Source organism: Aquimarina spongiae, from assembly GCF_900141785.1.
In the GTDB taxonomy this organism is placed as follows: domain Bacteria; phylum Bacteroidota; class Bacteroidia; order Flavobacteriales; family Flavobacteriaceae; genus Aquimarina; species Aquimarina spongiae.
This window is the reverse complement of sequence record NZ_FQYP01000005.1, coordinates 297,767-313,025: the sequence shown is the minus strand read 5'-3', so window position 1 is coordinate 313,025 and position 15,259 is coordinate 297,767. Positions and strand designations below refer to the sequence as shown.

Annotated in this window: 19 protein-coding genes; 8 read left to right on the top strand and 11 right to left on the bottom strand. The window is 34.1% G+C overall.

The annotated features are described in order from the left end of the window. The first annotated feature begins 58 nt into the window (after positions 1–58). Together BUE24_RS13125 and BUE24_RS13120 are read left to right on the top strand one after the other, a co-directional pair. A complete protein-coding gene (locus tag BUE24_RS13125; RefSeq protein ID WP_073316476.1) occupies positions 59–499 on the top strand; it encodes an SRPBCC family protein in 441 nt (146 codons plus the stop codon). A gap of 4 nt (positions 500–503) precedes the next feature. Beyond that, entirely contained in the window at positions 504–827 is a 324-nt protein-coding gene (locus tag BUE24_RS13120) for a hypothetical protein (protein ID WP_073316649.1), read from the top strand. Positions 828–1,046: 219 nt separating this feature from the next. Here BUE24_RS13120 and BUE24_RS13115 read toward each other — a convergent pair whose 3' ends face one another. Next, on the bottom strand, positions 1,047–2,024 hold the full coding sequence (locus BUE24_RS13115; RefSeq protein WP_073316475.1) for an NAD(P)H-dependent flavin oxidoreductase: 978 nt from the start codon (positions 2,022–2,024) through the stop codon (positions 1,047–1,049). Between the two features lie 247 nt (positions 2,025–2,271). Here BUE24_RS13115 and BUE24_RS13110 point away from each other — a divergent pair, with 247 nt between their 5' ends. From BUE24_RS13110 to BUE24_RS13085, 6 genes are read left to right on the top strand one after another with little or no spacing between them, the layout of a single operon-like run. Beyond that, positions 2,272–3,438, top strand: a complete 1,167-nt coding sequence (locus BUE24_RS13110; protein WP_073316474.1) for a glycosyltransferase family 4 protein — start codon at positions 2,272–2,274, stop codon at positions 3,436–3,438. Beyond that, positions 3,419–4,327: a hypothetical protein gene (locus tag BUE24_RS13105; protein WP_073316473.1), complete on the top strand. Its 909-nt coding sequence runs from the start codon at positions 3,419–3,421 to the stop codon at positions 4,325–4,327. Before BUE24_RS13110 ends, BUE24_RS13105 begins: the two co-directional genes overlap by 20 nt. Before the next feature lie 11 nt (positions 4,328–4,338). Further along, positions 4,339–4,737: a hypothetical protein gene (locus tag BUE24_RS13100; protein ID WP_073316472.1), complete on the top strand. Its 399-nt coding sequence runs from the start codon at positions 4,339–4,341 to the stop codon at positions 4,735–4,737. Further along, on the top strand, positions 4,737–5,846 hold the full coding sequence (locus BUE24_RS13095; protein ID WP_073316471.1) for a glycosyltransferase family 4 protein: 1,110 nt from the start codon (positions 4,737–4,739) through the stop codon (positions 5,844–5,846). The genes BUE24_RS13100 and BUE24_RS13095 overlap by 1 nt, the downstream gene beginning before the upstream one ends. A gap of 17 nt (positions 5,847–5,863) precedes the next feature. Beyond that, complete coding sequence (locus BUE24_RS13090; protein WP_073316470.1) at positions 5,864–6,388, top strand: hypothetical protein; 525 nt, start codon at positions 5,864–5,866, stop codon at positions 6,386–6,388. Then, a complete protein-coding gene (locus BUE24_RS13085) occupies positions 6,388–7,233 on the top strand; it encodes a hypothetical protein (protein WP_073316469.1) in 846 nt (281 codons plus the stop codon). The genes BUE24_RS13090 and BUE24_RS13085 overlap by 1 nt, the downstream gene beginning before the upstream one ends. Positions 7,234–7,398: 165 nt before the next feature. On the opposite strand, the gene BUE24_RS13080 is transcribed toward BUE24_RS13085, so the two are convergent. The 10 genes from BUE24_RS13080 to BUE24_RS13035 form a co-directional block, all read right to left on the bottom strand. Continuing rightward, a complete protein-coding gene (locus BUE24_RS13080) occupies positions 7,399–7,752 on the bottom strand; it encodes a hypothetical protein (RefSeq protein ID WP_073316468.1) in 354 nt (117 codons plus the stop codon). 178 nt (positions 7,753–7,930) lie between these two features. After that, entirely contained in the window at positions 7,931–8,188 is a 258-nt protein-coding gene (locus BUE24_RS13075) for a hypothetical protein (protein WP_073316467.1), read from the bottom strand. A gap of 5 nt (positions 8,189–8,193) precedes the next feature. Beyond that, positions 8,194–8,610, bottom strand: coding sequence for an NUDIX hydrolase (locus tag BUE24_RS13070; protein WP_139241992.1), 417 nt, complete (start codon positions 8,608–8,610; stop codon positions 8,194–8,196). 48 nt (positions 8,611–8,658) lie between these two features. Beyond that, complete coding sequence (gene rimK / locus BUE24_RS13065; RefSeq protein ID WP_244548145.1) at positions 8,659–10,047, bottom strand: 30S ribosomal protein S6--L-glutamate ligase; 1,389 nt, start codon at positions 10,045–10,047, stop codon at positions 8,659–8,661. Positions 10,048–10,062: 15 nt separating this feature from the next. Beyond that, a complete protein-coding gene (locus tag BUE24_RS13060; protein ID WP_073316465.1) occupies positions 10,063–10,842 on the bottom strand; it encodes an RMD1 family protein in 780 nt (259 codons plus the stop codon). 4 nt (positions 10,843–10,846) lie between these two features. Further along, on the bottom strand, positions 10,847–11,263 hold the full coding sequence (locus tag BUE24_RS13055; protein ID WP_073316464.1) for a VOC family protein: 417 nt from the start codon (positions 11,261–11,263) through the stop codon (positions 10,847–10,849). Between the two features lie 12 nt (positions 11,264–11,275). Next, complete coding sequence (locus BUE24_RS13050) at positions 11,276–11,557, bottom strand: hypothetical protein (RefSeq protein WP_073316646.1); 282 nt, start codon at positions 11,555–11,557, stop codon at positions 11,276–11,278. Between the two features lie 26 nt (positions 11,558–11,583). After that, on the bottom strand, positions 11,584–12,558 hold the full coding sequence (locus BUE24_RS13045; RefSeq protein WP_073316463.1) for a deoxyhypusine synthase family protein: 975 nt from the start codon (positions 12,556–12,558) through the stop codon (positions 11,584–11,586). Then, on the bottom strand, positions 12,548–13,492 hold the full coding sequence (speB, locus tag BUE24_RS13040; protein ID WP_073316462.1) for an agmatinase: 945 nt from the start codon (positions 13,490–13,492) through the stop codon (positions 12,548–12,550). The genes BUE24_RS13045 and speB overlap by 11 nt, the downstream gene beginning before the upstream one ends. A gap of 24 nt (positions 13,493–13,516) precedes the next feature. Next, complete coding sequence (locus BUE24_RS13035; RefSeq protein WP_073316461.1) at positions 13,517–14,968, bottom strand: arginine decarboxylase; 1,452 nt, start codon at positions 14,966–14,968, stop codon at positions 13,517–13,519. Positions 14,969–15,259: the final 291 nt, after the last annotated feature.

Here is a 15,259-nt window from a genome sequence, read left to right as displayed (position 1 = left end):
TAACCAGTGCTAAAGCAGAATTAGCTACTTATGCTTCTCAAATTAAATAGCTAACATTATGAAGCATAAAGGAGCACTTGTGATTAATCAACCAAGATCAATAGTAACGGATTTATTTATAAATTCGGATTACAACAAAGAATATCAGGATGGTTTCATAAAAAAAGAATTGATTAGTGGTACGAAAAACCAAAACGGCGCAAAGTCTAAAATGTATTATAAGTATGGTAATAAGGATATGATTTTAATTGAAACCATTACCAAAAACAATCTTCCCGATTCTTTTGAAGCAAATTACTACCATAAACACATGGAAAATACTATGAAATGTACTTTCATAGAAATTAGCGATACGAAAACCCGATATGAGTATGAATATGAGTATACCAGAATTAACTGGTTTATGCCAAAATTAATGGCAATTCTATTTCCAAAAATGTACAGAAAACAAGGAGAAAAATGGATGCAACAATTTAAGCAATTTGTTGAAAAACAATAAAACTATGTGGGAAGACAAATTAAAAATATACGATAGCCTTATTGACAAATGCGAGCGATTTGAAAGAAAAGGAAAAACAATGCCTTATACATCTACCAATGGTTATATGTTTTCGCTTTTTAACAAAGCGGGAGAAATAGGAATCCGATTTTCTAAAGAAGTACAAAAAAAGTATCTAAAAGAATTTGACACCACACTTTACAAATCTTACAATGCTACTATGGAAGGCTATGTTTTGATTCCCGAAAAAATGTGGGAAGATTTAGATAAATTATCAGAATACTTAAATGAAAGTTATGATTATGTAATGAGTTTACCTCCAAAATAACTACCACCAACAAGGTATAAAAAACATTGGGTAGTCGTACATGAGTTGTAGTGGTCTAACATTAGACCTTAGAAGCTAAAATTTAGGTAAGATGGTTTCAAACTTAGGTATCAAAGTTTAATACTTTGTGAAAATGGTCCAATAGAAAGTTAAAACTGCCCATAGCAGGGCCGAGAAGTATTAAGGTTCACCATGTTGAGTTAATCTTTGATACTATCACTATCCATAGGTTTCTAATAACTGATTTTGCTGTTGAATGGCAGTTTTAAATTCCTGCTTCAAATTTGAAATCAAATCTTTTACGCTAGGTGCATCATGAATGGCTGCCACTCCTTGACCTGCCGACCAGATCGTAGCCCAGGCTTTAGCTTCATTTTCATCAACCGTTAGTTCTTCACCAAAATCTACTTTGGTTTTTCTAGTCAACATTTCTTCGGTAATCCCCATAGCCTGTAAACTCGGGCCTAAAAAATTGGCAGCAACTCCAGAAATAGCAGCAGTATACACAATATCACTTGCTCCACAATTGATGATCATCTCTCTATATTCTTTTGGAGCTTTGCTCTCTTCAGTATTAATAAAACGAGTACCCATATACGCCAAATCCGCACCCATCTGCATAGCAGAGGCTACATCTCTTCCTGTACTAATACAACCGGAAAGTAATATGGTTTTCTTGAAGAACTGTTTAATTTCAGTAATAAATGGCATAGGATTTAAGGTTCCTGCATGTCCTCCTGCTCCAGCGGCAACCAAAATTAATCCATCTACTCCTGCTTCGCTAGCTTTTTCGGCATGTCGCTTTTTGATAACATCATGAAATACTAATCCCCCGTAGCTATGCACCGTATCTACCAATTCTGAAACAGCACCCAAAGAAGTGATAATTAATGGCACTTGATGCTTAACACATAAAGCGAGATCCGCTTTTAATCTAGGGTTTGAATGATGAACGATGAGATTTACACCAAATGGTGCTGCTTTTTTACCTGTTTCCTTTTCATAATCAGAAAGTGCTTCTTTAATCTCAATCAACCATTCTTCGAATCCTTCAGAAGTACGTTGGTTTAATGCCGGAAAAGTACCTACAATTCCATTTTTACAACACTCAATAACCAATTGAGGTCCTGAGATTAAAAACATGGGGGCCGCCACAGCCGGCAAGGTTAATTCTTTTATAAAGGGTGCTTTACTCATTTTATGGTATATATTAAAGATGATTTCTAATTTCTTTCTACAATATAATACTATAATTGAAAAATCAAGAAAGTATTATTAATTAGAATTCATAAAGATGCAAGAATGAGACTCTTGTCATTATGTATAAGGTACCAAGTTTGCTATTGGAGATGAACTTGGCTCCTCTTAGTTATCATATTTCTTTTTATAGATCTAGAGGTTAAATTAACTACAAGTTCATAAATTGCAATACTAAACAAAGTTAATGAGGTCCCAACCGAAGTATCTATACATAGCATTTGATGTTTTCCCTTCTACAAAAGGAGCTGCTACTCATATCAATCATTGCCTAAAAGCGCTACAAAACACTTTTGATGTTGGTTTATTAATCTGCTTAGGGACAGATGAAATGCCACAATTTCAATTTGACGAAGAACGATCTTTGTATGTATATCGATGGAAGCGAAAGGAACTGAATTTTTTAAAACGAACACAGTTTTTTAGCGAAGACATTTTAAAATTCATGAAGAGCGACCTCTGTCAAGACATCCAATTAGTGCATTTTAGAGATATTTGGGGAGGGGTTCCTGCAGTACAAAGCTTTAAAAACGCCAGAAAAATTTTTGAAATTAATGCGTTCCCTAGCATAGAACTACCATATAGATATGCAAAGATTCATAAAGGGATTATTCATAAAATCGAATCTTTAGAAAACCAATGTGTACATGACTCAGATATTATCATTACACCTTCTAAAGTAACCAAAGACTACATACAAAAAAGGTTTTCTATCTCAGAAAATAAAGTAAATTTAATTCCTAATGGGGTAACAATTTACGAGAGTGATACCACTAATAGTACCAACCCTTATATATTGTATTTTGGGGCTATTCAAAAATGGCAGGGTTTAAAAACACTTTTAAAAGCAATGAGAGAGGTCAAAGATCTAGATATGAGATTAGTGATGTGTATTGCTGTACCAGAAAAAAAAGCCTTGTATCTCAAGAAATTGGCAGAAGACATTGGTGTGGAAAATAAAATAGATTGGCATTTTGAACTAGACAAGAATTCTTTAGCTTCAAAAATTAAAAATGCACTATGCACCATTGCTCCACTATCGGCATGCAATCGAAATTTAAAGCAAGGGTGCAACCCATTAAAGATTGTTGAATCCATGGGATATGGAACCCCTGTAATCGCCTCAGATATTGCCGTAGTTCATGAATTTATTGATGATAATAACACCGGTTTTCTGGTCCCGCCGGATCGTCCTGAATTATTAGGGAGAAAAATACGTACTTTAGTACAAAACACTTCCACCCTCAAAAGTGTAGGAGATAACGCAAAGAACTATGTGATCCGTAATTTTTTGTGGGAATTTCAGGAAAAAAAAATGAAAGAAATATATGTAAATGGAATCAGTTGTATTTAACCAATTATTAAAAAAAGATAAAAAAACGTTTAAAAGCACGAAGCAAATAACTGCTTCCAGGACCAGTGAATATTGGTTGATTTTTAGTAAAAATCATATTTTTCGTCCATCATCTTTTATAATAAAACTACAACCAAAGCACTTGGTCTTTTTGATTCCGATACTTGTTTTTTTCATTTCTTTCTTGAGCACAGAATCGATAAATGACTTGAGTATTGCTCCAATTGCAGTCGCTGCTTTTTTTTCTTTCTTTCTCTATGCTGCACTGGCTATTTTCGATAAACATGATTTTGTTCACAAAGATGCTATCCACGAACTCATCAAATTCATTATTGCGATAAAAGGTGATATCTATAGAAATCTAATGAAGGTAACTCTGAATTTAAATAGAATAGAAAATGCTAAATTTTCTATACCTCCAGCAGAGTTGAATTTATCCAAAAGAAAGGGAGTTACCTATAAACCATATGGAATGGAACGTTACAAAGCCAACCTTAGACTTAAAGATGGATCTATTTGTAGTGTTTCATTGTATCAGATTTCGCTAAAAGTTAGCACTACCAAAAGAAGAAGTAGTGGAAAAATTAAAACAAAATCAAAGTACAAACATAAGATGTTTTACTCCTTAAGTTTAAAACTCGATAAAAACAAATATCGGGTGATTTCGCAAAATAACGTCTCTACAGATGAACATACATATAACATCATGGTCAAGGAAGAGCAAAATCATTTTGTGATTAAAGTACGAGACAAGGTTAAACTATTACATCTAACGGATAAAGTAAGTACCGAAAGTAAATCAAACGAATCTGTTTTTACCCAGATCATGACACATTTATATCAAAAAAATATAGTTCAACCTCTAGCTAGCCCTCCACCCTTAAATTAATACAATCTTCTATGAATTGCCAACAAAAATCAGGTGTGTTTTTAAACATTTCTTGCCGTCAAAAAGCGGAAAATGAGTGCTCAAGATGTCAAAAACAGGTATGTAATTCTCATTATCGCATATTAGAAAAAAAAGGGTATTGTGAAGATTGCTTTTGGGAGGTGTATCTGTTTTCAAACCCTAAAAGCTCTGATAATGATCTTCATGATGATGATGTCATAATTACCACAAGTACCCCAATCAACTCTGAAAGTAATGACGATGGTTTTGAGGGAGGTTTTGGAGGAGGAGGATTTGGAGGAGCTGGTGCCGGCGGAGAATGGAGTTCTTCTGATATGGATAGTTTTGCTAGGCCAGACAGCAACCAAGATGATTATCTGGGTAATGACGAAACATTCTTCTATAGCTAATGGAAGTTATTTGGTTCACAGAAAATTATCCTCCAAACAAAGGAGGTATGGCAAGAAGTTGTGATCGTATCGTGAGAAATTTACGAAAACATTACCACGTTCATGTATTTCATTTTACAAATAAAGCAAAAGCCTTCGAGAGAGAAGAACAAGTAGGAGGTAGTTATACAGCATTACCCGTTTATGAGGATTTTTTATTTACCTTAAACGTGGCATGGAGTTTTGTAGAAAAAGATGAATTGGTTAAGAATTCATCCTGCTTGGTAAGCTATGGAAGCAACCTATGTTTAAAAGGAATACCTTTATTTTCTCAATGGTTAGAAAAACCTTTACTCTCTTGTTTTAGAGGAAATGATTTTGACCATGCTGTTTTCTCACAAAAAAGGCAAGATGTATTGTATGCAGTGCAACATTCTAATGCGATAGCATGCGTTACCCAAGAAAAAGCAAGTAGAGTAAAAAAATTAGGACTAAATGATCATGTATTTTTTACGCATAACTCGATTGACCTTTCAGAATGGGCTACCTCTGATCTTGACAAACAGCTAGCTACCAAGATCAAACAGGATATTGATCAAAAAGACAAGCATATCATAGGATTGATTGGTTATCTGAAACCGAAAAAAGGCATTTCTTTTCTAGTTGAAACGATAAAACACACCTATCTAAAAGAAAAATTACACTTTAGAATCATAGGTGATATAGATCCAGAATTAGAGTGGTTGATCAAAACTAATGAAATATCTTACTCGGTAACGACACCTGATTCAAGAACATCTCTGATTGCCAATTATCTCGTTTGTGATGCGGTTATCATTCCATCTCTTTATGATGGTATGCCAAATGTACTATTTGAAGCCGGAGCGTTAAAAGTACCTATTTTAGCTTCTAGAGCCGGTGGACTGCAAGATGTATTGACTGCAGAAAATGCCTATCTTTTTGATGTGCTATCAACAGATCAACTTCTAAATCAGTTAGAAAACTTTGTAAAAGCTTCAGCTAGTGACTTAGAACAAAAAACAGAAACACTATTTCGTTTAATAGAAAAACAATATACCCCTCAAAAAGAAATCGAAAATTATCTAAGCATTTTTTCTAAATTCATATAATCTATAAAAAAACAACCATGAGAATATTTTCAATTTTAATCCTATCCTTAATGCTATTAGGATGTAACAATACTGTACAAACGTCTCAGGCAAGTCCGGATAATGAAACTTCTATATCAGTTGCTTATCACTCCAAAATGACAAAATCTGATAAGCGAAAGTATTATAATGAAAATGATGACGTCATTTATGAAGTAAAATACAAACCCGAAGGATTTAAACTAAGAACTCCCTCTTCTGATCTATTATGGAAGATAAAACTGTATGACACAAAAATTAAGATCAGCGATAATGAAGAAAACTTGAACCCCTACGAAATAAAACTAATTAATCAATACGAAGCCAAACTTGTAAAAGAGGAAACGGAAATCGCCAGAATTCAATTTGACGCAGCACAAAAGCTACTCCACATAAAAGGTGAAACAGAAAAAAAACTTAACAAGGAATCCTATCAACCTTCCATTTTGGTCGATATGATCTCTCAAATTCCTGAAATCCAAAGAAACATTATTAAAGAAGAATTGAATAGAAAAGGGTATTAATGTATTTATTTTATGTACAAGGTGGAGGACTGGGTCATCTTACCCGAACAGAAAAATTGATACAAACCTTACAATTCACTTATCATGAGGTACTGATTATCACCCCATCCCAATTTTGTCATCATTTCAAAAACTACAAATTTGTTAAACTGAACTGGAAAGATTCAAAAAATCAGTGGACAACTGTCATTGATGAAGTACTAAAAAAACATTCCATAAAACGGTTTTATATTGATGCTTTTCCGTTTGGATTAAAAGGTGAATTGCTTTCTATTTATGAAAACCATAGTCATATAAAATTTTACTATGTGTCCAGAATACTAAAATGGGAAAATTATTTAGCTCAGGTACCAACACCCAAATACTTTTGTTTTGAAGAAACTTTGCTACTAGAACCCCTTTACACAACACACCAAAACTGGATTAAAAAAAATTCAAAAAACGTAAAGAAGCTATCGCTACTCCAAGAAACAAAAGGGACTAAAAACCCTTTTTCTTGCTCTACTCCTTATGGCCTCTTGGTGCACTCCGGAGGAAAAAAAAACGTACTTCGGCTGTGTGAATTTGTTTCAAATAATCTTAGAGAGCGAAATTGGACTACACTCAAAATACTAGTATTGACCCAAGTAGATGTTGATTTCTCACACCCTCAATTTTACTTTTCAAAAAATGTATTTCCGGCTTTGCCCTATTACGAAGAGGCTACTATTATTTATACAGCTGCAGGTTTTAATGCTATTCAAGAATTACAAAAGTACCAAGACAAACATATTGCTATTCCTCTGGACAGGTTATACGATGATCAGTTTTTCCGGTTAAAAAACTATAAAACAGAAGTTAAGTAATCATTCTACAACAATTGTTTATTGAATAATATTTTTTCAAATTTTCATGTTGGGAAGTAAAATCTCGGGGCAAATAGATTTTCATTTTTTACTTAAACCAACAAAAAAGTACCAGTTACTCTCTTGCTACTGGTACTTTTGCTATGAATTAGGGATTACTAATAATCAGTTGGACAACTCTAAATCAATTATAGTTCGAACAGTATACTCTTGTTCATCCCCATCATCATCCAATTCTGTTTCGATTTCTGAAATATAGGTAACATTAAAAACTTTGCCTACGTACTTTGAATTACTTAAATTAAATTTTTCCAGTACTTCTGGGTTAGCTTTGGCAAATAACATCACATCCTCTTCATCATCTTCTGTAGTATAGTTAAAATTAAAGTGTTCTCCGTCAAAACCTTCGAATACTCCAGTGATGGTTTCGGTTTCCTCATCTAATCCTTGTGCTTTTACGGTTAGCGTGCAATAAAATAGTGCTATTAGGACGAACAGTACGTTTTTTGAATTTTTCATGATATGTAAGATTTACGTTTTACCTTGTTTAAAAAAACCAGATTGTTATCACTTCAAGTCTGGCGCTTTTAGTAAATCATCTCTTAGATACTTACACGTGATGGGTTGATTGTTTTTTTCTTTAGTTATGACACATTTTTGTTTAGAGAGTCACATATACTATTTATATTTTTTGAATTTAAGCTAGTTCTAATTTTTCAATTTTAAATAACACAAAGTCTTCATCATCGTCTTCAATATGCTCTGAGTACGTAATCTCAAAATACTTACCTTTAAACGTATCCGATTTAAGGTCAAATTTCCTGGCAGCTAAACGAGATATCGATTCAAAAACGATGGTGTCTCCATTATCCATTATGAATTGATAATATCCATCATAATACTTCTTAAATATTCCATATTCAACATTTTCATTAATAGTTACACCTTTATGCACTGATTTTAATAATTAATCTTACATGGTTTGAAAAGAGATTTGATCACCTTCCGGTCGGATTTACCTAAATATTCCATGGTGTCTTTCCAGTATACCCATTCAATTTTCCGAAACTTATCGGGTTCTTTAAGGAAAAATGGTTTATTCGGATCCTTACAAACAAAATAGTGTTTGGATAACTTTTGATTATTCCCCCAGTCCACAGTAAAAGAGCTGTAATAATCCAGATCTTCTTTTAAAAATTGTACCCCCGTCTCTTCAAAAGCTTCTCTAATAAGCGCATCTTCTGGAGTTTCTTCTTTTTTTAAAAACCCACCAACTAATCCATATTTAAGTTTATTACTTATTTTTTGAAATACTAGTAGTTCATCACCTTGATAAACTATCAGTCTTGATTTCTGTTTATGCTTTTTAATTTTCATCAATTAAGTATTAGTTGAGTAATACGTTGCTACATAGTTTTTATCATTTTATCTCTTAAACTTCAATTTTTTCTCAATAGCTTCAATCATAATGTTGGCGATATCCAATCCAGTAGCATTTTCAATACCTTCAAGACCTGGAGATGAGTTTACTTCTAGCAAAAGTGGACCTTTGTTTGACCTAATGATATCTACACCTGCAACAGGTAAATTCAATATTTTGGCTGCTTTGATTGCCAGTTTTCGCTCTTCTGCAGTGATTTTAATTTTAGACGCAGAACCTCCTTGATGAATATTCGCTCTAAATTCTCCTTTGGCTGCTTGCCGCTGCATCGATGCCACGACTTTACCGTTAACCACAAAGCATCGGATATCCTGGCCATTCGCTTCTTTAATAAATTCCTGTACCAAAATGTTGGTTTGCACACTTTTAAAAGCATTAATTACACTTTCTGCCGCTTTATTAGTTTCTGCCAATACCACTCCTTTTCCTTGAGTACTTTCAAGTAGCTTGATGATCAAAGGGGCACCATTTACCATTTTGATCAGATCTTTGGTGTCTAAAGGAGATTTTGCAAATCCCGTAATTGGGATATGAATATCATGTTTCGCAAAAAGCTGGGTCGCTAATAGCTTATCCCTGGATTGCGTAATTGCTTCGGCAGAATTCAAACAATAAGCGCCCATCGAATCAAACTGTCTAATTAGTGAACAAGCATAGAATGTAACCGAAGGTTTTATTCTAGGAATAATGGCATCAAATTCGTCAATGATATTCCCTCCTCGGTAACGTATTTCGGGTTCCGCAGCATCCAGCTTCATATACGCCTGCTCTACATTAAGAAATACCATTTCATGCCCTCTGGCGATACCTGCTTCCAGTATACGCTTGTTACTATATAAATTTGGGTTACTGGCTAGTAATGCAATTTTTAACCCAGATTTCTCTTTAAGGAAAGGTTTATACTTTATTTGAATTTCTTCATGTGTAAAAACTTGTTGGGCAAAACTTATTGATGGATTTACCATGTATCGACCTATCAATGCTTCTCGTCCCAATAGCATACGATATTCCATCGCATCACGATTAGCTAGTGTAAGTTCTATATTGAAAGTGTTTTCTCCCAAAGTTAGTGGTGTTTTAATTACAAAACGTTCTTCTGCAATTCCCGAAGAACTTTTCACCACCCTTTTATCATGAAGTTTGGTTTCACATCTAATTACAATACTTCTGTTATCCTGAATAGGGTTTACCTCAAAACGCACCCATTCTTCAGTTCCTTTATGAATCAGTTTGATATTATTAGCTTGAATAGATGAGGTTTTAGCACCAGAATCTGTTCTTGCCTTGATTGCAGGAATGCCAAATTCATTGAAGACGCACCACTCTTCGCTTCCGATTACTTTTAGTTCGTTATTTGATATTGTTTCTGTCACTTAACTAGTTACTTATCATGTTAATTTTTGAATAAAAAGGTCAATCACTTCTACCAGAATTAGGATGATAATAATCCACTCCAACTTACTACTTTCTCTATGAAACATAATGTCCTTAAAGAGCTCTAGATTTTCTTTAATCATCTCTAATCGATCATAAATACTTCGATACCTATCTTTTAAATCGAATACTCGCTTTAGGTCCTGATCCAACTTATTTAAAGTTTCATCATCCCAGGTCACATCAGGGGAATCGAAAATATATAGATTTTCAGAGATTTTATTTTTAATATTTAATACTCGACCGATATACTTTTTGAGCTTTTTACCATTAATATCTAGTCTTCCATTTTCTTCAAGATAAGTGGTATGTAATCTGGTATCTTCTAATGTCTGCTCTGAAATATTGGCATAATTATTTAATGCTACCGATTGAGAAACATTCAGCATAATAAGTCTAAGAGGTTCTTCATCGAATTTCTTCAAAGTAACAGTTCCAAAAGACACTGTATTGGCTGTTCCTCCAATGGCGATATTAATACTTTCTGAAATATACTCCTTATCGCTATTCTTGGCATACGATAATATTTCATTACAGATTTGTTTTGCTTTTTCTTTATTTATATTGTAAAAACAAATCACACCATATTTAAAAACATAGATAAACTGTCCCTGAAATTGTTCATAAAAGAGTTCATCTGTATCATGAAATAATAGTTCTGCTTCAAAATTTCTCCTACACTCTCTTATAGAAATTGCATCTGCAATTTGTATCGCATACGCTTCATTTGTCATTTCCCTATGTAGTAAATATCTCTCTATGGTCCTTGAAACTCTTGAATTCCACCATATATCCGTTAGGGTCCTTAACAAAAAAGGAAAGATGTTCTCCTACTTTGTTTTCAAAAAAAGTTACCTCGGTGGTCACCTCCAAATCCATTGAGAACAGACGTGAATATAATTTTCCCCATGTCTCCACATCAATAATGACTCCGAAGTGAAAAGAAGGTAATACCTGATCTCCCAGTCGATAGTTTTTGAAATCAAAATTAAACTCTCCTGCTTTTGTAAAAGTGATTTGATTTCCATGCAAGTTGATATCAACCCAATTATCGGTATCCCTTCCTAATTTAGCTCCAAGTGTGTTGGTATAAAAATCTTTTGTTTTTTCCAGGTCTCCGCAAGGAAGAGCCAGATGAAATTCGGCGTTTTTCATATCTCTTTTGTTTTATTCCTCTTCCATTTCAGATTCGTCGGGTATATCTTGCTCTTTTTGATTATTGCTCTCATCATCTTCATCATGGTCTTCCATAGCCGTCACAAGACGTTTACTTACCTTTACCAAATACAACGTATCTTCCGTTTTCACCTCTACACATTCAACTATTTCGTTTTTAGCATTTCTAAAGGTGATAATATCTTCATCATTATATCCATCAGGATATTTGGTCACTAACAAGTCTAATATGTCATTGTTTAGCTTTTTATAATCTACAATGACTCGTTTCAAATGTGCGTTTCTTGGTTTTTTCATTTTCACATATCTAATAAGTAGCCAAATATTAATGGAGCTACAATGGTTGCATCACTTTCTATAACAAACTTTGGGGTATCAATATCTAATTTACCCCAGGTAATCTTTTCATTAGGTACTGCACCAGAATACGACCCGTAACTTGTTGTTGAGTCACTTATTTGGCAGAAATAATTCCAAAAAGGGGTATCTGTTCTTTCTAAATCCTGATACAACATAGGTACTACACAAATAGGGAAATCACCTGCAATACCACCGCCGATCTGAAAGAATCCAATCCCGGTTTCCGAATTGTCAGTATACCAATCAGCCAGAAAGGTCATATACTCAATCCCTGATTTCATGGTACTGGCTTGCAGTTCACCTTTCATTACATAACTGGCAAAAATATTCCCCATCGTACTGTCTTCCCAACCTGGCACAACCATAGGTAAATTGGCCCTGGCGGCTGCATACATCCAGGAATCCTTGATGTCAATTTCATAATATTGCTCAAGTAGACCAGACAGCAATAACTTATACATAAATTCGTGAGGAAAATAACGTTCTCCAGCTTCTTCAGCGTTCTTCCAAATTTTGAAAATATGTTTTTGTAGTCTCCTAAAAGCCTCTTCTTCCGGGATACATGTATCAGTAACACGATTTAGTCCTTTTTCGAGTAATTCCCATTCCTGTTGTGGAGTCAGGTCTCTATAATTAGGTACTCTTTCATAATGACTATGTGCTACCAGATTCATAATATCTTCCTCCAGGTTCGCCCCTGTGCAAGAAATGATATGTACTTTATCCTGACGGATCATCTCGGCAAAGATTTTTCCCAACTCTGCAGTACTCATTGCACCAGCAAGAGAAACCAACATTTTACCGCCATTAGCTAATTGAGATTCGTATCCTTTTGCCGCATCTACTAATGTAGCCGCATTAAAATGAAGAAAATACTTTTCTATAAATTTTGAAATTTCGCCTTTACCTTTCATCGTATTCTTCATAATTAGATTTAAACTTTTTTAAGGTTTCATTTTCTTGGATATCATCTTCATCATCCAAGGTTTCTTCGCTATCCTCAAACTTATAGCTCAGCATTTTATAGAATAACTTGGCAGCAGCAAAATCTGATGACTTACTGGTGGAATTAGGACATAGTTCAACAATATCGAATCCTACTACATGCTTATCCGCAAATACTTTTCTTAAGAACTCTAAGGTTTCATACCAAAACAATCCTCCTGGTTCTGGGGTCCCGGTAGCAGGTAATATCGAAGGATCTAAAGCGTCTAGATCAAATGTAATATACACATTATCGGTCATGAGATCAATGGCATTATCCATCCAATAATCATCATTAACCATTTGGTGAGCAAAAAATACCTGATCTTCGTTTATTACTAAATTTTCTGAGGCATCCATAGAACGAATACCCACCTGAATTAAATTCGTATTCTCATTGGCCTCGTGCATGGCGCAAGCATGATTATACTTAGAACCATTATATTCTTTTCTAAGATCTGCGTGTGCATCAATCTGCAAAACTGTAAGATTATTAAAACACTCGTCAAAGGCTCTTATTGCACCTATAGAAATAGAATGTTCGCCACCAAACAATGTTACAAACTTGTTTCTCTTGATATGATTTTTGGTGGTGTTATACACCGCCTCTACCATAGCTTCGGGAGTATTATTAACCGTAATAGGATCAATTAAATGTATTCCTTTTGTATACACTTCACTATCGGTTTCAATATCATATAGTTCCATATTCTCTGAAGCGTGCAAAAAAGCTTCAGGGCCTTTGTCCGCTCCCTTACCCCAGGTACTTGTTCCATCATAAGGAACAGGAATTACTACTATTTGTGATTTGTCATAGCCTGCATATTCTTCAGGAATACCGGCATATGTGTTACTCGTTTTCATTTTTGAAAATAATTAAATATGGTTTTAAAAAATGGTGGTTAATTCTCGTTTATTATTTTTTGACAAGTTCTTATCTTTTGCGTTTTGATACCCCAGTATTGATAACAATTGATCAGAAGTTTGTTGTTCTGAAAAAACAGAAGTTACCAACCTACCGTCTTGGTCTCTATCTATGAGTATATGTTTTGGTTGAGGGATCAAACAATGTTGTAATCCTCCAAACCCACCTATGGTTTCCTGATAAGCACCGGTATTAAAAAACCCTATATACAAAGGTTTTTCTTTGTCATATTTTGGCAAATAAATAGCATTCATATGTTGTTCAGAATTATAATAGTCATCGCTATCGCATGTTAATCCCCCTAATAAAACACGTTCATATTCGTCATCCCAACGGTTGATAGCAAGCATAATAAATCGTTTATTAATAGCCCATGTATCTGGTAATGTGGTTATAAATGAAGAGTTAATCATATTCCATTTTTCCCGATCGTTTTGTTGTTTTTGATACAATACTTCATAAATAGCACCTCCACTTTCGCCAACGGTAAAACTTCCAAATTCGGTAAAAATATTAGGCACATCTACTCTAGCCCCTTCACAAGCAATTTGAATCTGATTTACAATCTCATTGATCATATACTCATAATCATAATTGAATGCCAAAGAGTTTTTTATTGGGAAACCACCTCCAATATTTAAACTATCAAGAGATGGGCATATTTTTTTAAGTTTAATATATACTTTCAGGCATTTTAGCAATTCATTCCAATAGTACGCCGTATCACGGATACCTGTATTGATAAAGAAGTGTAACATCTTTAACTCTACTTTAGGATTTCCTTTTATCTGATCGTTATAAAACGGAACTATATTGCGATATCCAATCCCTAATCGAGAAGTATAAAATTCAAATTTTGGTTCTTCTTCTGAAGCAATACGAATTCCTACCTGAAATTTATCGTCAATCGTATCGCTTAACAATGACAATTCCTCATAATTATCAATAATTGGAATACAGTTTTGATGCCCATTATTAATCAATCTCGCAATATTTTGAATGTACTGATCTCTCTTAAAACCATTACAGATCACATAGGTCTGATCATTGATTTTACCTTGAGCTTTTAGATTTTCGACAATATCCATATCAAAAGCAGAAGAAGTTTCTATATGAATATCATTTTTTAGTGCCTCATTCAATACATGTTCAAAATGAGAGCTTTTGGTACAGTAACAGTAGTTATACGTACCCGCATAATTATTCGTTTGAATGGCATTGTTAAACCAATTCTTAGCTCTGTTTATATTTTCTGATATTTTGGGGAGGTATGTAAATTTTAAAGGAGCACCGTATTGAGCTATCAAAGCCATTAAATTGATACCATGAAATTGTAACTGGTTGTTTTCCAGGTCAAACTCTTCCTGGGGAAAATAAAAGGTTTGATCGATAAGATCAATATATTTAGTTTTCATCTGTTTTGGGTTGTTTTGCAAGTCGAATTCATCGCTGAAAACCCTGACATTTATAGCCAGAATATCCTGTAGATGATCCCATTATGCTGTATTTTAGAAATAAAGAACTGAAGGGTACTGAATCATAAAATTCATCTAACCAAGTTTCTCAAACCCGTATAATAAAAACAGTAGAGGGAACGAATTTAAACCGTTCAAAAAATTGAAGTGCGATAGTGTACTTTTTAGAAGTCAGCCTGAGAATTCGGTTCCCTATCCCTAAGGCAGCTTTTGGAGTAGACTTCTTTATTC